The following is a 21,148-nucleotide window of genomic DNA, read 5'->3' as shown; positions in this document are numbered from 1 at the left end:
CCTCGCGGACATGCTTCCGCTCTCCCCGCTGCAGCAGGGCATGCTGTTCCTCGCGGGGTACGACGAGCACGCCGTGGACGTCTACACCGTGCAGGTCACCGTCGCGCTCGACGGACCCGTGGACGCCGACCGGCTGCGCACCGCCGCCGACGCGCTGCTGCGCCGACACGCCAACCTGCGGGCCGGGTTCTGGCACGAGGGCATGCCCCAGCCGGTCCAGTTCGTCCCGGCCGCGCTGAGCCTGCCGGTCACCGAGGCCGACCTGCGCGGCCGGCCCGCGGAGGCCCTCGCCGAACTGGAGCGCGCCGCCCTCGCCGAGCGCTTCGAGCTGCACCGCCCGCCGCTGCTGCGGCTCGCCCTCGCCCGGGTCGGCGAGGCCGGGTACCGGCTCGTCGTGACGGTCCACCACATCCTGGTGGACGGCTGGTCGATGCCGCTGCTGGTCCGCGACCTGCTGGCGCTGTACGACAGCAGCGGCGACGAGGGCGCGCTGCCGGCCGTCCGCCCGTACCGCGAGCATCTGGCCTGGCTGGCCGCGCAGGACGCCGGCGCCGCCCGCACCGCCTGGCGCGGCGCGCTGGCCGGGCTCGACGGCCCCACCCTGCTCGCCCCCGCCGACGCCGGCCGGGCGCCGGCCCGCCCGGCCGTGCACACCGTCGAGCTGGACGCCGACCGGACCGCCGCGCTCACCGCCGCCGCCCGCCGCCTGGGCACCACCCCGGGCACCCTGTTGCAGTGCGCCTGGGGCCTGGTGCTCGGCACCCTGACCGGCCGCACCGACGCGGTGTTCGGCCTGACCGTCTCCGGTCGCCCGGAGGAGCTGGCCGGGGTCGAGTCGATGGTCGGCCTGTTCATCACCACCGTCCCGGTCCGGGTCTCGGCCCGGCCCGGCGAACCGCTGGCCGGCCTGGTCGGCCGCTTCCGGGACGAGCAGAACGCCCTGCTCGCCCACCACCACCTGGGCCTGCACGAGATCCAGAAGCAGGGCGTCGGCGGCGAGCTGTTCGACACCCTGCTGGTGATCGAGAACTACCCGGTGGACCCGTCGGACCGGCCCGCCCTCACCGGCGGCACCGCCGTCACCGGGGTCACCGCCCGCGACGCCGCGCACTACCCGCTGACCGTCGCCGTCAACCTCGGCGAGCGCACCGCCCTGCACCTGGAGTACCGTCCGGACGTCCTGACCCCCGGCCGGGCCGCCTGGATCGGCGAGCGCCTGGCCGACCTGCTCGACCGCTTCGCCGAGGACGCGGACACCCCGGTCGGCCGGCTGGCGACCACCGCCCCCGAGGAGCGGCGCGCCCTGCTCGTCGGCTCCCGCGGCGCCGCCTTCCCGGCCCCGGCCGGCACGGTCGCCGACCGCTTCGCCGCGCGGGCCGCGGCCACCCCCGACGCGCCCGCCCTGGCCGCCGGCGAGGAGCGCCTGAGCTTCGCCGAACTCGACCGCCGCGCCGAGGAGCTGGCCGACCGGCTGGCCGCCGCCGGGGTCGGCCCGGAGTCCGTGGTGGCGCTCGCCCTACCGCGCTCCACCGCCACCGTGACCGCGATCCTCGGCGTGCTCAAGACCGGCGCCGCCTACCTGCCGCTCGACCTGGACCACCCGGCCGACCGGCTCGCCCTGATGATCGAGGACGCCGCCCCGGCCCGCCTCGTCACCACCACCGCCGCCGAACGGCTGCTGCCCGCCGGCGGCCCCGAGCGCCTGTTGCTCGACGCCCCCGGCCCGGCCGCGCCCCGCCGTACCCCGGCCGGGGTCCACCCGGACCACCCGGCGTACGTCATCTACACCTCGGGCTCCACCGGCCGCCCCAAGGGCGTCGTCACCACCCACCGCGGCCTGACCAACCTGTACGCCAACCACCTGGACGCCCTGCTCACCCCGGCCGCCACCGCCGCCGGCCGCCCGCTGCGCGCCCTGCACACCGCCTCGTTCAGCTTCGACACCTCGTGGGAGCAGCTGTTCTGGCTGATCGCCGGCCACGAGCTGCACATCATGGACGAGACCGAGCGGCGCGACGCCGAGTTCGTCACCGGCTACATCGACCGCCACCGCATCGACGCCCTCGACCTCACCCCCACCTACGCCACGCAGCTGCTGGAATGGGGCCTGCTGGCCGACGACCGGCACCGCCCGACCCTGCTGCTGCTCGGCGGCGAGGCCGTGCCGCCCGCCCAGTGGGCCGCCGTCCGGGCCGCCGCCGGCGTCCGCTCGGTCAACCTCTACGGCCCCACCGAGTACACCGTCGACGCGCTCGCCGCCGACCTCGCCGACTCCGAACTGCCCTCCGTCGGACGGCCGATCGGCAACACCGCCGGCTACGTGCTGGACGCCGCGCTGCGCCCGGTGCCGGTCGGCGTGCCCGGCGAGCTGTACCTCGCCGGCCCCGGCCTGGCCCGCGGCTACCTCGGCCGTCCGGCCCTGACCGCCGAACGGTTCACCGCCGACCCGTACGGCCCGCCCGGCACCCGGATGTACCGCACCGGCGACCTCGTCCTGCTGCGCCCCGACGGCGGGCTGGACTACCTGGGCCGCGCCGACCAGCAGGTCAAGATCCGCGGCCACCGGATCGAGCCCGGCGAGATCGAGGCCGCGCTGTCCGCGCTGCCCGGCGTCACCGGCGCCGCGGTCGTGGTCCGGGAGGACGCCCCCGGGGTGCGCCGCCTGGTCGGCTACGTCACCGGCACCGCCGACCCCGAGCAGGCCCGCGGCGCGCTCGCCGCGACCCTCCCCGACCACCTGGTGCCCGCCGCCGTGGTCCGACTGGAGGCCCTGCCGCTGACCGTCAACGGCAAGCTCGACAAGGCCGCGCTGCCCGCCCCGGCGCTCGGCGGCGCCACCGGCGCCCGGCCGCCGGCCGACGAGCGGGAGGCCGCGCTCTGCCGGGCCTTCACCGAGGTCCTCGGCCTGCAGGCGTGCGGCGCCGACGAGGACTTCTTCGTCCTCGGCGGCGACAGCATCGCCTCCATCAGGCTGGTCACCCGGGCCCGCAAGGACGGCCTGTACCTCACCCCGCGCGAGGTCTTCGAGCACCGCACCCCCGAGCGCCTCGCCGCCGCCTGCGCCGGGCGCATCGAGCGGGCCGCCGCCCCGGCCCGCGAGCTGCTGCCGCTCACCGGCGAACAGCGCGCCCTCGCCGCCGACCTGTGCCCGGGCCTGGAGGAGGCGCTGCCGCTCTCCCCGCTCCAGGAGGGCCTGTACTTCCACGCCGTCTACGACGACCGCGCCCTCGACGTCTACCTGATGCAGAACTTCACCGAGCTGCTGCACGCCGTCGACACCGCCGCACTGCGCCGGGCCTTCGACGCCCTGCTGCGCCGCCACCCCCAGCTGCGGGCCGGCTTCCGGCACCAGGGCTTCGACGGCCCGGTGCAGCTCGTCCCGGGGCGGTGGGAGCTGCCGTGGCAGGAGTTCGACCTCTCCCACCTCGACCGCGCGGAGCAGGACAAGGCGCTGGAGGAGTTCTCGCTCGCCGACAGCCGGACCCGCTTCGACCTCGCGGCGCCGCCGCTGCTGCGCATCGCGCTGTTCCGCTTCGGGCCGGAGCGCTGGGTGCTCTGCGTGACGCAGCACCACATCCTCACCGACGGCTGGTCGGAGTCGCTGTTCTTCGAGGAGCTGTTCACCCTCTACCGGTACGGCGGCGACCCCGACGCGCTGCCGCCGGTCACCCCGTACCGCGAGTTCCTGCGGCTGGTGGCCGACACCGACCGGGACTCCTCGGCCGCCGCCTGGCGCGACCACCTCGCCGGCCTCGACCAGGGCACCCTGGTCGCGCCCGCCGACCCGACCCGGGAGCCGGTGCTCGCCGAGGTCTGCCCGGTCGTCCTGGACGAGGCGGACAGCGACCGGCTGCGGGCCTTCGCCCGCGCCTGCGGCGTCACCCTCAACACCGTGCTCAGCAGCGCCTGGGCGCTCACCCTGGCCGGGCTGACCGGCCGCGACGACGTGGTCTTCGGGGCCACCGTCTCGGGCCGCCCGCCGGAGATCGCGGACGTCGACCGGATGATCGGGATGTTCATGAACACCCTGCCGTTCCGGGTCACCGTCCGCCCCCAGGAGCCGCTGCGCGACTTCCTGGTCCGCGTCCAGCACGAGCACGCCGCCCTGCTGCCGCACCACCACCTCGGCCTCGGCCGGATCCAGCAGTCCGGCGGGATCGGCCAGCTCTTCGACACCCTGTACGTCTTCCGCAACACCCCGCTGGACGACTCGGCCCGCGCCGAGGCGACCGCCCGCCACACCATCGGCTGGACGCACAGCGTGGACGGCACGCACTACCCGCTGACCCTCGCCGTCACCCCCGAGCACGCCCTCGAACTCAGCGTCGCCTACCGGCCCGACCTCTACGGCCGGGACGAGGCGCAGCTGATCGCCGACCGGCTCACCGCGCTGGTCCGCACCCTCGCCGACCACCCGGCCACCCCGGTCGGCCGGCTGGACACCCTGGGCGCCGAGGAGCGGGAGCGCCTGATCGCGCTCGGCGACGACACGGGCCACCCGGTCCCGGACACCACCGTCATCGAGCTGTTCGCCGAGCAGGCCGCCCGCACCCCGGACGAGACCGCGCTGGTCTTCGGTGCGCAGCGCCTCGGCTACGCCGAACTCGACGGCCGGGCCAACCGCCTGGCCCGGGCGCTGATCGCCCGGGGCGTCGGCGCCGAGCAGATCGTCGCGCTCGCGCTGCCGCGCACCGCGGACTTCGTGGTCGCCCTGCTGGCGGTCCTCAAGTCGGGCGCCGGCTACCTGCCGCTGGACCTCGACCACCCGGCCGAGCGGCTCGGCGCGATGATCGAGGATGCCCGCCCGGTGTACCTGCTGACCGCCGACACGGTCGCCGACCGGCTGCCGGAGGGCCTGGCGGTGGAGCGGCTGGCCCTGGACGCGCCCGGTACCGACGCGCTGCTGGCCGGCCACCCGGCCGATCCGCTCGACGCGGCCGAGCTGGTCCGCCCCCGGCACCCCGACCACCCGGCGTACATCATCTACACCTCCGGCTCCACCGGCCGGCCCAAGGGCGTGGTGGTGCCCCAGCGCGGCCTGACCAACATGCTGGTCAACCACCGGGAGCGGATCTTCGCCCCGGCCGTGGCCGCCGTCGGCGGCCGCCGGATGCGGGTCGCGCACACCGTGTCCTTCGCCTTCGACATGTCCTGGGAGGAGTTCTTCTGGCTCGTCGACGGGCACGAGGTGCACGTCATCGGCGAGCAGCTTCGGATGGACCCGGCCGCGCTCACCGCGCACTACGACCGGGAGCGGATCGACGTCGTCAACGTCACCCCCTCGTACGGTCAGCAGCTGGTCGAGGCGGGCCTGCTGGACGCGGACCGGCACCGCCCGGCGCTGTTCCTGCTCGGCGGCGAGGCCGTGCCCGAGTCGCTCTGGCAGCTGCTGGAGCGCACCGAGGGCACCATCGGCTACAACCTGTACGGCCCCACCGAGTACACGATCAACGCCCTCGGCGCGTCCGTCCCGTCCAGCCCGACGTCCACCGTCGGCCGACCGATCATGAACACCCGGGCGTACGTCCTGGACACCGCGCTGCGGCCGGTCCCGCCGGGCGTCCCCGGCGAGCTGTACCTCGCCGGCACCGGCCTGGCCCGCGGCTACCACGACCGCTTCGGCCAGACCGCCGAGCGCTTCGTCGCCGACCCGTACGGCGCCCCCGGCAGCCGGATGTACCGCACCGGCGATCAGGTGCGGCTGCGCCGGGACGGAGTCATCGACTACCTCGGCCGGGTCGACCAGCAGGTCAAGATCCGCGGCTACCGGATCGAGCCGGGCGAGATCGAGTCGGCGCTGCTCGACCTGGAGCAGGTCGCGGCGGCGGCCGTCGCCGTGCAGCGCACCCCGGCCGGCGGCAACCGCCTGGTCGCCTACACCGTCGGCGGGGAGCCGGCCGAGCTGCGCGCCGCCCTGGCCGCCGTGCTGCCGGAGTACATGGTGCCCGCGGCGTTCGTGCCGCTGGACGCCCTGCCGCTGACCGTCAACGGCAAGGTCGACCGGGCCGCCCTGCCCGCCCCCGACCTCGGCGGCGCCGGCTCCCGGCCCGCCGCGGACGCCCGGGAGGCCCTGCTCTGCCGGCTGTTCGCCGAAGTCCTCGGCCTGCCCGAGGTCGGCGTCGACGACAACTTCTTCGACCTCGGCGGCCACTCGCTGCTGGCGATGAAGCTGGCCGGCCGGATCCGCCAGGAGCTGAACGTCCCCGTCCAGGTGGCCACCCTGATGGCCGCGCCGACGGTCGCCGCGGCCGCCGCCCGGATCGGCACCGACTCGCGCCGCGACGCGCTGCGCACCGTGCTGCCGCTGCGCGAAAGCGGCGGCCTGGCCCCGCTGTTCTGCGTCCACCCGGCCTCCGGCTTCGCCTGGCAGTACGCCGGCCTGCTGCGCCACCTGGACCGCGAGCGGCCGGTCTACGGCCTGCAGTCGCCGGGCCTGCGCGGCGAGCTGCCCGAGGTCGCCGACGTCGCCGAGCTGGCGGCGCACTATCTCGCCGAACTGCGCGCGGTCCAGCCCGAGGGCCCGTACCACCTGCTCGGCTACTCCTTCGGCGGCACCGTGGCGCACGCCATGGCGGCGCAGCTGCAGGACGGCGGCGAGGAGGTCGCCTTCCTCGGCCTGATCGACGCCTACCCGCCGGAGACCGAGGACTGGTCCTTCGTCGAGGACCCGCGCTTCCGGGAGCGGCTCGCCGAGGAGGAGAGCCGGTTCCTGCTCGGGGTGGCCGCCCTCGGTGACGAGCCGCAGGACGGCGCCGGGGCGGCGGACGGACCGCCCGCGGGGCCGGTGAGCCGGGAGCAGGCCGTCGCCGCGATCCACGCCAGCCAGGGCATGCTGGCCGGCTTCGACGAGGACCTGCTCGGGGCGATCGTCGACACCAACCTGCACTGCGTGCGGCTGCTCGCGGCGAGCAGCACCCCGGTGGTGCGCGGTGACGCGCTGTTCTTCACCGCGGCCCGCAGCACCGAGGCCGCCGACCTGCCCGCCCTGGTCTGGCCGCCGTACCTGCACGGCCGGCTCACCGAGCACGTGCTCGACCTGACCCACGACCAGCTGATGACGCCCCAGGCGCTGGAGGTCATCGGCCCGGAGATCGACCGGGTGCTCCACCCGTAGGTCCGGCCGGACCCGAACCCCTGACCGTTGCGGAGCCCGCAGGGCCCGCACCCGAACCCACCGAGGGCCCCGATCCGGAGCCCAGTCCGAAAGGAACCGCCCCGTGAGCACCAACCCGTTCGAGGCCGAGGACCAGAACTACCACGTGCTGGTCAACGACGAGAACCAGCACTCCCTCTGGCCGGCCTGGCTGGACGTCCCGGCCGGCTGGACGGTCCGCCTCGCGGACGCCCCGCGCACCGAGTGCGTCGAGCTGATCGAGCGGGAGTGGACCGACCTGCGCCCGGCGAGCCTGGCCGCCGCGGAGGGCTGATCCGCCCCCGCCCCGAGAACCCCCGCGCCCCCGGACCCCTCCCGCTTCCGTCCGGGGGCGCGGGCACGCCCGGGCGGGGTCGGGGGTGTCCCGGGGGGCTGGCCCAGGGCCGCTCCACTGCGCGGATGTTGCCCGGACATTGCCCCGGATTGCCATTCCCGGCGGCCCCTTGAGCTCCGCCCGCGCCGTGTGTGACGGTGAACCGGACGCCCCGGTGACCGGTATCCGGGCGCCGGAAGGACCGAACCGCACCGCTCGCCGCCCGAGCCCCGCGGAGGACGGAGGAACCGTGCCGTCTCCCTCGCAGCCCCTTCGGAGGCTGGGATTCCTGACCATCGGACTGTTCGACCCGGCCGACCCCCGGCGCGGCCACGAGTCGACCCTGCGGCTCATCGAACTCGGCGAGGAGCTGGGCTTCGACGGTGCCTGGGTGCGCCACCGGCACCTGCAGCACGGGATCTCCTCGCCCGTCGCCGTCCTGGCGGCGGCCTCCCAGCGCACCAGCCGCATCCGGCTCGGCACCGCGGTCATCCCGCTGGGCTGGGAGAACCCGCTGCGACTGGCCGAGGACCTCGCCACCACCGACCTGCTGTCCGGCGGCCGGCTCAACCCCGGGGTGAGCGTCGGCCGCCCCGGGCACTGGGACCGGGTCGCACCCGCGCTCTACCCCGACACCGCCGAGGCCGAGGACTTCGGCTACCGGCGGGTGCGCCGGCTGCTGGACTTCGTCCGCGGCGAGCGGGCCACCGACTTCAGCGGGACCGAGGGCATCGAGGTGTACGCCGACCGGGTCCAGCCGGTCGCCCCCGGCCTGGCCGACCGCATCTGGTACGGCGGCGGGAGCCTGCGCTCGGCCCGCTGGGCGGGCGAGCAGGGGCTGCGCCTGCTGACCAGCAACGTCGTGCGGGCCGAGGAGTCCGAGGACTTCGCCGAGATCCAGCGCTCGCAGATCGCCGCCTTCCGCGCGCACCACCCCGACGGCCCGCGGGCCCGGGTCTCGCAGGGCCTGGTCGTCATCCCCACCGACAGCGCAACCGCCGACCAGCGGTCCCGGTACCGGGAGTACGTCCGCAGCCGCACCCCGCGCACCACCGCCCCGCAGGGCCCGGCCCGCACGATGTACGCGCCGGACCTGGTCGGCACCTCGGCCGAGATCGCCGAACGGCTCCACGCACACGCCGCGTTCCGCGAGGTGGACGAGGTGGTCTTCGCGCTGCCGTTCTCCTTCGGGCACGAGGACTACGTGCAGATCCTCACCGACGTCGCGGGCGTCCTCGGCCCGGCCCTGGGGTGGAAGCCGACCCTCTGATCCGCCGTCACGGGGCCCGGCCGGCACCGCCGGTCGGGCCCCGGCGTGCGGTCCGAGGGGCGGGACCGCGTGCCGGAACCCTTGACGGGAGGCCCGGGCGGGGCGAGACTCCGGAGCGGGAATCCTCGAACGTGGGCGGGAGGGCCGTGAGGCACACGGAGTCGGTCGCCGATGGCACGGACCGTGCTGTCCGGCACCTGCCGGTGCTCACCTGCCGCCGCCACATCGACCTGCAGCGCGTGTGCAGCAGCATGGCACGGGTGACCCCTCCCCGCGCCGCCGCCTGACCGTCCGGCCGGCCGACCCTTCGGTCCCCGTGCCGGGCGGCCCCGCTCGGAAGGCCCCCGCCGCTGCGACCGCGGCGACGGCGTTCCGTCCCTCCCGGGTTCCTTCCCCGCCGGGTTCTTTCCCACCGGGGGCCCGTCCCTCCTGCATTCCGGCCCTCCTGGGTTCCGTCCTCCACCCTCCACCCGTCCGCGGCGCGCCTGCCCGCGTGCTGCCGAAGTCCGGGAGACTCATGTCCGCCTCGCCCTCCTCCGCCGTGCCCCCCTTCCGCGGCCGGATCGGCCACGACGCCCGCAGCGGCTACTACCCCGTGCCGTTCCGCTACCGGCTCCACCTCGCCCTCTCCTGTCCGGACGGCCTGCGCCTCGCCGTCGCCCACAGCCTGCTGGGACTCGACGACACCCTCCCCGTCACCCTGCTGCCCGCGCTGCCCGACGCCGACGACGGCGGCTACCTGGCGCTGCGCCAGCTGTACGCGGCGAGCGCCCGGCGCCACAGCGGGCCGGCCGCCCCGCCGGTGCTCAGCGACGACTGGAGCGGACGGGTCGTCAGCACCGACGCCGCCGGCATCCTGGTCGACCTGGCGCAGCGCTTCCGCGGGCCCGGCCCCGACCTCTACCCGGACGGCGCGCAGAGCGCCATCGGGGCGGTGGGGCAGCTGTGCGAGCGGAGCATCACCGACCCGGCGCAGCGCGCGGGCCGGGCCGACAGCACCCCGGAGGCCCGCGAGACCGCCCTGCGCAGCCTGCTGTCCGGGCTGTCCTCGGCCGAACAGCGGCTGGACGGCCGGGAGTTCCTGGTGGGCGACGAGCCGACGCTGGCGGACGTGCTGTTCTGGGTGGCGCTGGTGCAGCTGGACACCGTGCACCGCTGGCACCTGGACGCCGCCGCCGTCCACCGGATCGCCGAGCACCCCCGGGTGTGGGACTACGCCCGCCGGCTGGCCGGCCGGCCCGCCTTCGGCCGGCACCTCGACCTGGCGGGCATCGCCCTGCGCCACCACGCCGCCTGCCGCGGGCAGGAGGCCGCCGGGGCCGCGATGCAGGTGGTCGACTGGACCGGCCACGCCGCCCCGGACCCGGTGCGCCGGGCGGGCTGAGGGGGCGTTCGGCCCCCGGGCGGGGAACGCCGTGCGACCCCGGCCGGGGCCGGGGTCGCACGGGTGGGTCCGCTCGGCGGGCGGCGGGGGCCGTACCGTCCGGTGGCCGCCGGGCGGTGCAGCAGCGCCCGGGCTCGCCTGGGCGCCCCTCCGCCGACCGCTGGGCCCACCCCCGCCCGCGCGCCCGCCCGGGGTCAGCGGGCGGGCCCGCGCCGGATCCGGCGGACGGCCGCCACCAGGAAGAAGGTGAGCAGGACCAGCCCCAGGACGATGGTGGTCCAGCCCTCCCGGACGAGGTTGTGCAGCTGCTCGTCGTACGTCGTCGAGGAGGGGGCGGGCATGCCGTCGGTGAGGACGGCCCCCGGCTTGGGCTTGCAGATGTCGCCGGGGTGCATCGGGTTGCCGTGGCACCGGGGCGTGTCCTGGCCGAGTTTGGCGATCCCGGACTGCACCAGGCCGGCTCCGCTGATCAGCAGCACGAGCAGGAAGCCGGCCACGATGGCGCCGGTGGACGCCTCGCGCCGCAGCAGGTTGTGCAGGCGCACCTCCGCGCGCCGCGCGGCCTCCTCCGGCGGGAGGGGGTCGGGTATCGCGTAGAGCGTCCAACCGCGGCGGCGCAGCAGCAGGTTGCGGGCGGCGGCGGGCCTGGTGCGCAGCCGGGCGGCTGCGGCGGCGGCCTCCCGGTCCTCGGCGGCGGTGCGGTCCAGGTGGCGCTGCAGATCGGCCCGGGCCGCCTCGACGGTCTCGAAGTGTGCGCCGCGGCGGCGGTCCCCGGTGGACCGCGGGCGGCGGCCGGTGGACACCTCCAGCCAGCTCCAACGTGTCGGCACGGTGAACCCCCCTGGTAGCGGGGCGTCGGACGGTCGGCGCGTCGAACGATCGGCGCGGGGGCGGTCGTCCGACGGCGGTGCCCCGTTGCCGCGATGCCCGGCGGCTGCGGCGCCCAACCCCCCGGCCCTCCCGCAGAGATGCGCCCCGTGCCCGGCCCGGTTCCGCGCCGGGCCGGGCACGAACCGGCTGCGGCGCACCGGGCCGGCACCGGTGCCGCGGACGGACCGGGCAGCCGGGCGCCCGCGCCGCTCCGCTCTGCGCGAAGCCGGGGTGCCCGCGACCGCCGTGCGTGCTTGAGTGGGCGGATGGAGATCCTGGTACTGGGCGGAACGGCATGGGTGGGCCGCGAGGTCGCGCGGCAGGCACTGGCGAGGGGGCACCGGGTGACCTGCCTCGCCCGCGGCGAGAGCGGGGAGGCCGCCGAGGGTGCGGAACTGGTCGCCGCCGACCGGCGCGACCCGGGGGCGTACGCGGCGCTGGCCGAGCGGACCTGGGACGCCGTCGTCGAGGTGTCCTGGCAGCCCGGGTTCGTCCGCGCCGCGGCGGCCGCGCTCGGCGGGCGGGCCGCGCACTGGACGTACGTCTCCTCGGTCAGCGCCTACGCCGAGCACGCCGAGGCGGGCGCGGACGAATCGGCCGCCCTGCTCCCGCCGGTCACCGGGGACGAGGCCGACCGCGAGCAGTACGGCGAGGCCAAGGTGGCCTGCGAGAACGCCCTGCGGGAGCTCGTCGGCGACCGGCTGCTCATCGCCCGGGCCGGGCTGATCGGCGGGCCCGGCGACCACACCGGGCGCTCCGGGTACTGGGTCGGCCGGGCGGCCCGCGAGCCGCTGGCACCGTTGCTGGTGCCCGCGGAGTCGGACGTCCCCACCCAGGTGGTGGACGCCCGCGACCTGGCGGCCTGGCTGCTCGACAGCGCGGAGCGGCGGACCACCGGCACCTACGACGCGGTCGGCCCGGTCGTCCCGTTCCGGGAGTGGCTGGCGCTGTCCCGCGAGGTCGGCGGGCACACCGGTCCGCTGGTCGAGGCGGGTGCCGACTGGCTGGCGGAGCAGGAGGTCGGGTGGTTCATGGGCCCGGAGTCGCTCGCCATGTGGGTGGCCGCCCCGGAGTGGGCCGGCTTCTGCGCCCGCAGCGGGGCGGCGGCCCGCGCCGCCGGACTGCGGCACCGCCCCCGCGCGGAGCTGCTGGCCGACACCCTGCAGTGGGAGCGTGCGGAGGGCCTGGACCGCCCCCGCCGGGCCGGCCTCAGCCCCGAACGCGAGCGCGCACTCCTGGACGCCCTGCGGTGACCGGGCCGTCAGCCGCTGTTCGGCACCGGCGCGCGGACCAGTGCCCGGGCTGCGGCTGACGGTCGGACAACTGCGGTACGGCGAGCCTCCGCACGGGCCGGTGGCCGGGGCGGACCCCGCCGTTCCGCGGGAGATAAGCAGTGCACAGAATGACCGGTATGTCGACCACGAACATACCGACGGCCGCGACGGCCGACGATGCCCCGGCGATCAGCCGGATCCTGACCCGCGCCTTCGACGACGACCCGATGGTGCGCTGGTTCCTCCCCCGCGACACCGCGCCCGAGGACGGCGTGAGCCGCTACTTCACCACCATCTTCACCCGCCAGTACGGGCGTTACGGGGTCTGCGAGCGCACCGGGCTGGCTGCCGCCTTCTGGGTGCCGCCGGAGGCGCAGGCGAAGGCCGTTCCGGACGCGGAGACCCTGCGGGAACTGGAGGAGATCACCGGCGACCGCGCCCCGCTGCTGCGGGAGGCCGTCGCGGCCGCCGCCGAGCACGGCCCGCAGGAGCCGCACTGGTACCTCGCGGTGATCGGCTCCGACCCCGACGGCCGGGGCCGGGGGCACGGTTCCGCACTGCTGCGCTCGGGCCTGGCCAGGGCCGACGCCGCGGGCCTGCCCGTCTACCTGGAGTCCTCGAAGCAGGCCAACCTGCCGGTCTACGAGCACTTCGGCTTCAGCGTCCTGGGCGAGGTCCGACTGCCGGGCGGCGGACCGACGCTGTGGGCGATGCGGCGCGAGCCCCGCCGCCCCGACGGCGCCTGACGGACCGTCCGCATCTGCGGGCCGCAGTCCGGCGGGCGGACGGCTGCGGCCCGCCCCGGCGGGTCAGACCAGGGCGACGACCAGCAGGACGAACGCCGCGACGATGACGGCGACCCGCACGAAGTGGAGCCGGTCCCAGCGACCGAGCTGCTCCCGCCAGTCCGCCGGCGCCGACTCGCGCGTCCACTGCGCGGCACGGGAGTTGATCGGCACCAGCAGCGCGACCGACATCACCACGCTCAGCACGAGCAGTCCGGCGGCCGTCACCACCAGGCCCGCCGGTCGCTCGCCCCAGGAGGCCGCCGCCCAGGCCGCCCCGAGCACGACCGAGCCGATGTACCAGAACGGCATCACCCGGCCGAGGACCCGGGCCCCGTCGCTGCGCGCCGCGAGACCGCCGTTGTCCGGCAGCCGGTCGAGGATCGGGTTGACGAACGCCGCCACCGCGAACTCCACCCCCACCATCAGCCCGACGACGACCACCGTGACGACGGCGAGTGCGTTCTGCATGTTCCCCTCCCGGATTCCGCGGCATCTAGCGCTGCTAGATTGTGGTTCGAAACTAGCAGAGCGTCGCTCCCTCGTCTAGCGCTGCTAGATCCGCGCCCACGCGACAGGCCGTCACATGTCGACAAGGCGTCATGTCGAGTGCGGCGCGAGCGCCGGGTTCGAGCAGGTGCCGGGGAGGCGCGAAGCCGGGCGACAGGCCGTCGGGAACGCCCCACCGCCGCCCGCTATGCACACCAACGATGCCTGGGGCGATTCACGAAGGCGGGCTTCCCCAACAGATTTGGGTAGGCTAACCTAAGCAACTACCAAGAGCGGGAGCGGACCGCCGGGGACCGGGGAAGGGGACTGCTCGCCGCGATGAACGAAGCACCTGCGAGCCTGCTGACGCTCAGCAGCTACCTGCTCTCCCGGACCGGCAAGATCGCCCGCGGCCGACTGGCCGAACGCCTGGCCGAACGCGACCTGCGGCTGTGGCACGTGTCGATCCTGGCCGCACTGTCCGACTTCGGTCCGCACTCCAAGAGCGAACTCGCCTCCCGGCTGGACATCTCGCCCAGCGATATCGTGAAGATCGTCAACGACCTGGTGCAGGCCGGACAGGTCGAGTGCAGCCCGCACCCCGGCGACCGCCGCCGGGTCGACGTCACCATCACCCCCGCCGGGCGCGCCGAACTGGGCCTGATCACCGCCGAACTGGCCGCCGTGGACGAGGACGTGCTGGCACCGCTGACCGCCATCGAGCGCACCCTGCTGACGTCGCTGCTCCACCGGCTCCACCAGCACATCACCTGACCCGCGGCGCCCCCGCGACGACCGCCCGCACGAAGACCGCCCCCGCGACGACCGCCCGCAGCGCCCATGGCCGCCACGGGCGCCGCGTCACCCCAGCGCCTTGGCCGCCACCGGCGCGGACCGGCCCCGGGCGGTCCGGACGACCATCGGGGTGCCGGTCTCCGGGTCCGCGACGACCCGGCACGGCAGTCCGAACACCTCCTCGACCAGGTCGGCGGTCATCACCTCGCCCGGCGCGCCCTCGGCCGCGATCACGCCGCCGGGGCGCATCACCACCAGGTCGGTGGCGTAGCGGCAGGCCTGGTTGAGGTCGTGCAGCACCGCGACGACGGTGTACCCCTTCTGCTCGTTGAGGTCGGCGCACAGGTCCAGCACCTCGTACTGGTGGGCGATGTCGAGGAAGGTGGTGGGCTCGTCCAGCAGCAGCAGCGGGGTCTGCTGGGCCAGCACCATGGAGAGCCACACCCGCTGCCGCTGGCCGCCCGAGAGGTCGTCCACCGGCCGGTCCGCGAGGTCCAGCACGCCGGTGAGGCGCATCGCCTCGGCGACGGCGGTCTCGTCCTCGGCGGACCACTGGCGCAGCAGGCGCTGGTGCGGGTAGCGGCCCCGGGCGACCAGGTCGCCGACGGTGATGCCGTTGGGCGCGGTGGAGGTCTGCGGGAGCAGGCCGAGCCGCCGGGCGACCTCGCGGGTGCGGTAGGCGGAGATGGCCGCGCCGTCCAGCCAGACCTGGCCGGCGACCGGTCGGAGCATCCGGGCGAGCGCCTTGAGCAGGGTGGACTTGCCGCAGGCGTTCGGGCCGATGATGACGGTGAAGGAGTGGTCGGGGATGGTCACGCCGAGGTCGGTGGCGACGGTGCGGCGGTCGTAGCGGAGGGTGAGCCCCTCGGCCCGCAGCCGGGCCGGTGCCGTGCGCGGTACGGTCATGTCCGGTTCTTTCGGGATTCGGTGACGAGCAGCCAGATCAGGTAGAGGCCGCCGACGGTGCCGGTGGCGGTGCCGACGGGGAGGATCGCGGGGGCGAAGACCCGCTGGACGGCGAGGTCGCCCGCGGCCAGCAGGGCGGCCCCGAGCAGGGCGGCGGAGAGCAGTCCGGGCCCGGAGGTGCGGGTGAGCCGGCGGGCGACCTGGGGGGCGGCGAGGGCGACGAACCAGATCGGCCCGGTCGCGGCGGTGGCGACGGCGGCGAGCGCGACGGCGACCAGGAGCAGGACCAGCCGGCTGCGGCGCACGTCCACGCCGAGGGCGGTGGCGGCGTCGTCGCCCATCTCCAGCATCGACATCCGGCGCGCGTGGTGCAGGGCGACCGGCAGCAGCAGGGCGAGCGCGGTGCCGACGACGATCGCCTGGTTCCAGCCGCGGCTGTTGAGGGTGCCGATCAGCCAGCTCTGGGCGGCCATCGCCTCCTGGAGGGTGGCCCGGGTGATCAGGTAGGAGTTGACGGCGAGCAGCAGGGCGCTGACCCCGATGCCGACCACGACGAGCCGGAAGCCCTGCAGTCCGCCGGTGTAGGCGAGCAGGTAGACGGCGACCGCGGTGGCCAGTCCGCCGACGAGGGCGCCGGCGGCGATCTGGGTCATGCTGCCGTTCACCAGGACGATGACGAGCAGCGCGCCGGTGGCGGAGCCGTTGGTGAAGCCGATGACGTCCGGGCTGCCGAGCGGGTTGCGGGAGAGGCTCTGCAGCACGGCTCCGCTGACGGCGAGGGCGGCGCCGACCGCCGTCGCGGTGAGCAGCCTCGGCAGGCGCAGGGTGTTGACGATGAATTCGGCGCCCGGGGAGCCGTGGCCGGTGAGGACGTCGACGACCTCGGAGACCGCGAGCGGGTAGTCGCCGGTGGTGAGGGTGAGCGCGGCGACGGCGAGCAGGACGGCCAGCAGGGCGGCGCCGACGGCGAGGGCGCGGGCGTCGAGGAGCAGCGCCAGCCGGCCGTTGCGGCTGCGCAGCGGTCGGCCGCTGACGATCCGCGGAGGCGCGGCCGGCGCAGTGGCGTCCGGCGCAGCGGCGGCCGCAGCGGCGTCGAGGGCGGCGGCGGCCGGGTGGCGGTTCACAGCATCACCAGCTTCCGGCGGCGGCAGAGCGCGATGAACAGGGGTGCCCCGAGGAAGGCGGTGACGATGCCGACCTGCACCTCGCCGGGGGCGCCGATCACCCGGCCGGCGACGTCGGAGCCGACCAGCAGGGTCGGGGCGAGCAGCAGCGAGTAGCCGAGCACCCAGCGCTGGTCGGGGCCGACGACGAACCGGGCGACGTGCGGGACGGCGAGGCCGACGAAGGCGATCGGGCCGGCCGCGGCGGTCGCGGCGCCGCAGAGCAGGACGACGGCGACGGCGCCGAACACCCGGGTGCGGCCGACGTCGACGCCCAGGGCCCGGCCGACCTGGTCGCCCATGGCGAGGGCGTTGAGCGAGCGGGCCAGGGCGAGCGCGATGAGCAGGCCGACGGCGACGAGCGGCAGGATCACCGACACCACGGAGTAGTTGCGGCCGGCGAGCGAGCCGACGGTCCAGAAGCGGAACTCGTCGAAGGCCTCCGGGTCGAGCAGCAGGACGGCGGAGTTGAAGGCGTAGAGGACGGCGGTCATGGCCGCTCCGGCGACGACCAGCCGTTCGGGGGTGGCGGGGGCCCGGCCGGCGGAGCCCAGCAGGTAGACGGCGACGGCGGCGACGGCGGCACCCGCGAGGGCGAACCAGAGTTGGCCGAGGACGGTGCCGATGCCGAGGAAGGCGATCGCGGCGACCACGCCGGTGGAGGCGCCGAGGCTGACGCCGAGCAGACCGGGGTCGGCGAGCGGGTTGCGGGTGAGGGCCTGCATCAGGGCGCCGGAGACGCCGAGCGCGGCGCCGACGAGCAGGCCGAGGACGGTCCGCGGAATGCGGTAGTCGTGGACGACAACCGCGGCGGTGGATCCGTCGTTGTGCCAGAGGACGTGCCAGGTGGAGCCGAAGGGGAGACCGCGGGTGCCGACCCAGATGCTGAGCAGGCAGACCAGGAGCAGCGCCGCGGCCGCGGCCAGGGCACCGGCGGTGCGCAGCAGGGCGGCGTTCCGGCGTCGCCCGGCGGCGGGTGGGTCGGGGTCCGCGGAGGTCTCGGTTGCCGATTGGGTTCCGACCGCCACCGAACACCGCCCCCTTGGAGAGCCGCCATTGAACTTAGGTGAGGCTAACCGAATCCCGGAGGCGGGGTCAACGTCCGCGCGCAGGGTCGAGTCCTTGACATGGGAGCTCAACGACCAATAGCCGCAGGGCATATGTGCAAGTTAGAGTAGGCTTACCTAACTATTGCCGGAAGGTTCGTTCGCGGAGGTGCCCATGCTCACTGGAGGATTGTCGGGGGGTGATGTCCTCCGGAGGGCCGTGGTCGGCCGGCGCCGCCTCGTCGTCGGGGCGTCACTGCTCGGAACGACGCACCAGACCTGCGAGGCACTCGTCCCCGTGGTCATCGGCGCGGTGATCGACCGCGCGGTGGCCACCGGGTCCGGCGGGTCGCTGGTCCACTGGCTGGTCGTCCTGGCCGTCCTGTTCCTCGTCCTGTCGACCTGTTACCGCACGGGTGCTCGGACCGCCGAGAAGGCCGGCGAGCTCGCCGCGCACGGGCTGCGCTCCGAACTCGGCGCCCGCGTCCTCGACCCGCGCGGCGGCGCCGACGCCGACCGGCTGCCCGGCGCCCTCGCCAGCATCGCCACCGGCGACGCCAAGCGGGTCGGCGGCGTCGCCACCGTCCTGCCGTACGGGATCTCGGCGGTGGTCGGGCTGGTCGTCAGCGCGGTGCTGCTGCTGCGGATCTCGGTGCCGCTCGGCCTACTGGTCCTGCTCGGCATCCCCCCGCTGCTCTGGCTCGGGCACCGCATCAGCCTCCCGCTGGAGCGGCGCAGCGGCGCCGAGCAGGAACGCGCCGCGCACGCCTCGGGCGTGGCCGCCGACCTGGTCGCGGGCCTGCGGGTGCTCAAGGGCATCGGGGCCGAGCCGGCCGCCGTCGCCCGCTACCGCCGCACCAGCCGCGACTCCCTGGACGCCGCCCTGCGCGCCGCCACCAGCCGGGCCTGGCACGACGGCGCCCTGCTCGCCCTGACCGGCAGCTTCATCGTCGCCATCGCCCTGGTCGGCGCGCACCTGGCGATGGACGGCGCGATCAGCGTCGGCGAACTCGTCGCCGCGGTCGGGCTGGCCCAGTTCCTGCTCGGCCCCTTCCAGCTGCTCACCTACGTCAACGGCGAGTTCGCGCAGGGCCGGGCCTCGGCCGGCCGGATCGCCGAGGTGCTCTCGGCACCGCCCGCGGTGGCGGAGGGGTCGGCCGCGCTGCCCGCCGGCGGCGCCGGCACCCTGCGGCTGCGCGCCCTCTCCTACGGGACGCTCCGGGGCGTGGACCTGACCGTGGCGGCCGGCAGCGTGGTCGGCGTGGTGGCCCAGGACACCGCCGCCGCAAGCGACCTGCTGCGCTGTCTGGCCCGCGAGGCCGACCCGGCCGAGGGCTCGGTGGAGCTCGACGGGGTGCCGCTCGCCGAACTGCACCCGGTGGACGCCCGGCGGGCCGTCCTGGTCGCCGACCACGACGCCGACCTGTTCGAGGGCAGCGTGCTCGACAACGTCCGGACCGGCTCGACGGACGACGCGGCGGCCCGGGCCGCCCTGGCCGCCGCGACCGCCGACGAGGTGGCCGCCGCCCTGCCCGACGGGCTGGACACCGCGCTCACCGAACAGGGCCGCTCGCTCTCCGGCGGGCAGCGCCAACGCGTCGCGCTCGCCCGCGCGCTGGCCGCCGACCCGCCGGTGCTCGTCCTGCACGACCCGACCACCGCGGTGGACACCGTGACCGAGTCCGTGATCGCCGCCCGGCTGAAGGAGGTCCGCCGCGGGCGCACCACCGTGCTGGTCACCACCAGCCCGGCGCTGCTGGCCGTGACCGACCGGGTCGTGGTGCTCGACGGCGGCTCCGTGGCCGCCACCGGACGGCACGCCGACCTCGCCGCCGCCGACCCGGCCTACCGTTCGGCGGTGCTGGCATGACCGCCCCCGAGGGAGACCGCATGACCGCCGCCGGCCCGACCGAACGCGAACTGCTGCCGATCGCCTCCGGCGCCCGCACCCTCGCCGCGGTCCGTGCCGTGCTGCGCCACCACCGGGCGGCCGCCGCCGGGGCGCTCGGCATGCTGGTGCTGGGCACCGGGATCGGGCTGCTCACCGCGCCGCTGCTCGGCCACATCGTCGACCTGGTCGTCGAGCACCGCGGCGCGGGCGCCCTGACCGTCCCGATGGTGCTGCTGGTGACGGTGGCCGTCGCCCGCGGCGCGGCGACCGCGGTCGGCAGCTCGCTGGTCGCCCGGGTCGGCGAGACGGTGCTGGCCGACCTGCGCGAGCGCTTCGTCGAACGGGCCCTGCTGCTGCCGCTGGAGCGGGTCGAGAAGGCCGGCGCCGGCGACCTCACCTCCCGGGTCACCGGCGACGTCACGCTGATCGCCCGGACGGTCCGCCAGGCGCTGCCGGAGTTCAGCCGCTCCGTCCTGACGATCGCGCTGACCCTGGTCGGCCTGGCCGTTCTGGACTGGCGCTTCCTGCTCGCCGTGCTGGTCGCCGCGCCCATCCAGGTGCTGACGGTGCGCTGGTACCTGCCGCGGGCGATCCCGGTGTACGCGGCGCACCGGGTGGCCACCGGCGCGCTGCAGCAGCAGCTGCTGGACAGCATCGGAGGCGTCCGCACGGTGCGCGCCTTCCGGCTGACCGACCGCCATGTGGAGCTGGTCGAGCGACGCTCAGGGGCCGCCGTGGACCTGGGCCTGCGCGGCATCCGGCTGGTCACCGGCTTCTTCTCCCGGCTGAACGCCGCCGAGTTCACCGGTCTCGCGGCGGTGCTGGTGGCGGGCTTCTACCTGGTGGACAGCGGAGCGGCGAGCATCGGGACGGCGACCGCCGCCGCGCTGTACTTCCACAGCCTCTTCAACCCGATCAACGCCGCGCTGGTGCTGATCGACGACGCGCAGTCCGCCGGCGCCAGCCTGGCCCGGCTGGTCGGCGTCTCCGAACTGCCCGCCGAGCGCGGGCCCGAGCAGCCCGCCACCGCGGTGGACGGCTCGGTCCGGGTGGCCTCGCTGGACCACGAGTACCAGCCCGGCCACCCGGTGCTGCGCGGGGTCGACCTCGAGGTGCGCGACGGGGAGCGGGTGGCCCTGGTCGGCGCCAGCGGCGCGGGGAAGACCACCCTGGCCAAGCTGATCGCCGGCATCCACCGGCCCACCGGCGGCACGGTCGCCGTCGGCGGGGCCGACATCCGGGACCTCGGCCCCGACGGCGTCCGCAGCGCCGTCGCCCTGATCAGCCAGGAGGTGCACGTATTCGCCGGGCCGCTCGCCGACGACCTGCGGCTCGCCCGGCCCGGGGCGACGGACGAGGACCTGCACGCGGCCCTCGACCGGGTCGGCGCCCTGGAGTGGGCGCTCGCCCTGCCCGAGGGCCTGGCGACCGTGGTGGGCGAGGGCGGGCACCGGCTGACCGTCGCCCAGGCCCAGCACCTGGCGCTGGCCCGGCTGGTGCTCACCGATCCCCCGGTGGCCATCCTCGACGAGGCGACCGCGGACGCCGGCAGCGCCGGCGCCCGGGTCCTGGAGGCGGCGGCCGACCGGGCGCTGGAGGGCCGCACCGCGCTGGTCGTGGCGCACCGGCTCACCCAGGCGGCCGGCGCGGACCGGATCGTCGTCCTCGACCACGGCAAGGTCGCCGAGACCGGCACCCACGACGCCCTGGTGGCCGCCGGCGGGCGCTACGCCGAGCTCTGGTCGGCCTGGTCGGCGAACCGCCCCGCGGACGGCTGACCGGGCCGCCGCACGCCCGTGCCCCGTCCGC

General features: G+C 75.9%; 14 protein-coding genes. 9 read left to right on the top strand and 5 right to left on the bottom strand.

Going from position 1 to position 21,148, the window contains the following annotated elements; translation table 11 throughout:
- Positions 1 to 10: 10 nt before the first annotated feature.
- The 4 genes from ACWGB8_RS26590 (at position 11) to ACWGB8_RS26575 (ending at position 10,120) form a co-directional block, all read left to right on the top strand.
- Positions 11 to 7,114 carry an amino acid adenylation domain-containing protein gene (locus ACWGB8_RS26590; RefSeq protein WP_452216125.1) on the top strand — a complete coding sequence of 2,368 codons (7,104 nt, stop codon included), beginning with the start codon at positions 11 to 13 and terminating at the stop codon, positions 7,112 to 7,114.
- A 103-nt stretch (positions 7,115 to 7,217) separates the two neighbouring features.
- A complete protein-coding gene (locus ACWGB8_RS26585; protein ID WP_452216123.1) occupies positions 7,218 to 7,427 on the top strand; it encodes an MbtH family protein in 210 nt (69 codons plus the stop codon).
- A gap of 289 nt (positions 7,428 to 7,716) precedes the next feature.
- Positions 7,717 to 8,736, top strand: a complete 1,020-nt coding sequence (locus ACWGB8_RS26580; RefSeq protein ID WP_452216122.1) for an LLM class flavin-dependent oxidoreductase — start codon at positions 7,717 to 7,719, stop codon at positions 8,734 to 8,736.
- A gap of 517 nt (positions 8,737 to 9,253) precedes the next feature.
- Positions 9,254 to 10,120, top strand: coding sequence for a glutathione S-transferase C-terminal domain-containing protein (locus tag ACWGB8_RS26575; RefSeq protein WP_452216121.1), 867 nt, complete (start codon positions 9,254 to 9,256; stop codon positions 10,118 to 10,120).
- A gap of 194 nt (positions 10,121 to 10,314) precedes the next feature.
- On the opposite strand, the gene ACWGB8_RS26570 is transcribed toward ACWGB8_RS26575, so the two are convergent.
- Positions 10,315 to 10,950 carry a hypothetical protein gene (locus ACWGB8_RS26570; RefSeq protein ID WP_452216120.1) on the bottom strand — a complete coding sequence of 212 codons (636 nt, stop codon included), beginning with the start codon at positions 10,948 to 10,950 and terminating at the stop codon, positions 10,315 to 10,317.
- Between the two features lie 306 nt (positions 10,951 to 11,256).
- Here ACWGB8_RS26570 and ACWGB8_RS26565 point away from each other — a divergent pair, with 306 nt between their 5' ends.
- Together ACWGB8_RS26565 and ACWGB8_RS26560 are read left to right on the top strand one after the other, a co-directional pair.
- Positions 11,257 to 12,243, top strand: coding sequence for an NAD-dependent epimerase/dehydratase family protein (locus tag ACWGB8_RS26565; protein WP_452216119.1), 987 nt, complete (start codon positions 11,257 to 11,259; stop codon positions 12,241 to 12,243).
- A 158-nt stretch (positions 12,244 to 12,401) separates the two neighbouring features.
- Positions 12,402 to 13,010 carry a GNAT family N-acetyltransferase gene (locus ACWGB8_RS26560; protein ID WP_452216118.1) on the top strand — a complete coding sequence of 203 codons (609 nt, stop codon included), beginning with the start codon at positions 12,402 to 12,404 and terminating at the stop codon, positions 13,008 to 13,010.
- Between the two features lie 63 nt (positions 13,011 to 13,073).
- Here the strand turns inward: ACWGB8_RS26560 and ACWGB8_RS26555 are convergent, their stop codons facing one another.
- Positions 13,074 to 13,520 carry an anthrone oxygenase family protein gene (locus ACWGB8_RS26555; protein ID WP_452216117.1) on the bottom strand — a complete coding sequence of 149 codons (447 nt, stop codon included), beginning with the start codon at positions 13,518 to 13,520 and terminating at the stop codon, positions 13,074 to 13,076.
- A gap of 357 nt (positions 13,521 to 13,877) precedes the next feature.
- Between ACWGB8_RS26555 and ACWGB8_RS26550 the strand changes: the two genes are divergently transcribed.
- Positions 13,878 to 14,312, top strand: a complete 435-nt coding sequence (locus tag ACWGB8_RS26550) for a MarR family winged helix-turn-helix transcriptional regulator (protein ID WP_452216116.1) — start codon at positions 13,878 to 13,880, stop codon at positions 14,310 to 14,312.
- Positions 14,313 to 14,399: 87 nt separating this feature from the next.
- Here the strand turns inward: ACWGB8_RS26550 and ACWGB8_RS26545 are convergent, their stop codons facing one another.
- From ACWGB8_RS26545 to ACWGB8_RS26535, 3 genes are read right to left on the bottom strand one after another with little or no spacing between them, the layout of a single operon-like run.
- Complete coding sequence (locus ACWGB8_RS26545) at positions 14,400 to 15,239, bottom strand: ABC transporter ATP-binding protein (RefSeq protein ID WP_452216115.1); 840 nt, start codon at positions 15,237 to 15,239, stop codon at positions 14,400 to 14,402.
- Positions 15,236 to 16,363, bottom strand: a complete 1,128-nt coding sequence (locus ACWGB8_RS26540; RefSeq protein WP_452216114.1) for a FecCD family ABC transporter permease — start codon at positions 16,361 to 16,363, stop codon at positions 15,236 to 15,238. Before ACWGB8_RS26540 ends, ACWGB8_RS26545 begins: the two co-directional genes overlap by 4 nt.
- On the bottom strand, positions 16,360 to 17,430 hold the full coding sequence (locus ACWGB8_RS26535; protein WP_452216113.1) for a FecCD family ABC transporter permease: 1,071 nt from the start codon (positions 17,428 to 17,430) through the stop codon (positions 16,360 to 16,362). Before ACWGB8_RS26535 ends, ACWGB8_RS26540 begins: the two co-directional genes overlap by 4 nt.
- Before the next feature lie 193 nt (positions 17,431 to 17,623).
- On the opposite strand from ACWGB8_RS26535, the gene ACWGB8_RS26530 reads away from it, so the two are divergent.
- Together ACWGB8_RS26530 and ACWGB8_RS26525 are read left to right on the top strand one after the other, a co-directional pair.
- The gene (locus tag ACWGB8_RS26530) at positions 17,624 to 19,318 is read left to right on the top strand and encodes an ABC transporter ATP-binding protein (RefSeq protein ID WP_452216112.1); all 1,695 of its coding nucleotides are present in this window, start codon (positions 17,624 to 17,626) and stop codon (positions 19,316 to 19,318) included.
- 20 nt (positions 19,319 to 19,338) lie between these two features.
- Positions 19,339 to 21,117, top strand: a complete 1,779-nt coding sequence (locus ACWGB8_RS26525; RefSeq protein WP_452216111.1) for an ABC transporter ATP-binding protein — start codon at positions 19,339 to 19,341, stop codon at positions 21,115 to 21,117.
- The last annotated feature ends 31 nt before the right edge of the window (positions 21,118 to 21,148 follow it).

This window comes from Kitasatospora sp. NPDC054939 (genome assembly GCF_053610105.1).
This window is presented reverse-complemented; position numbering and strand designations above follow the sequence as displayed.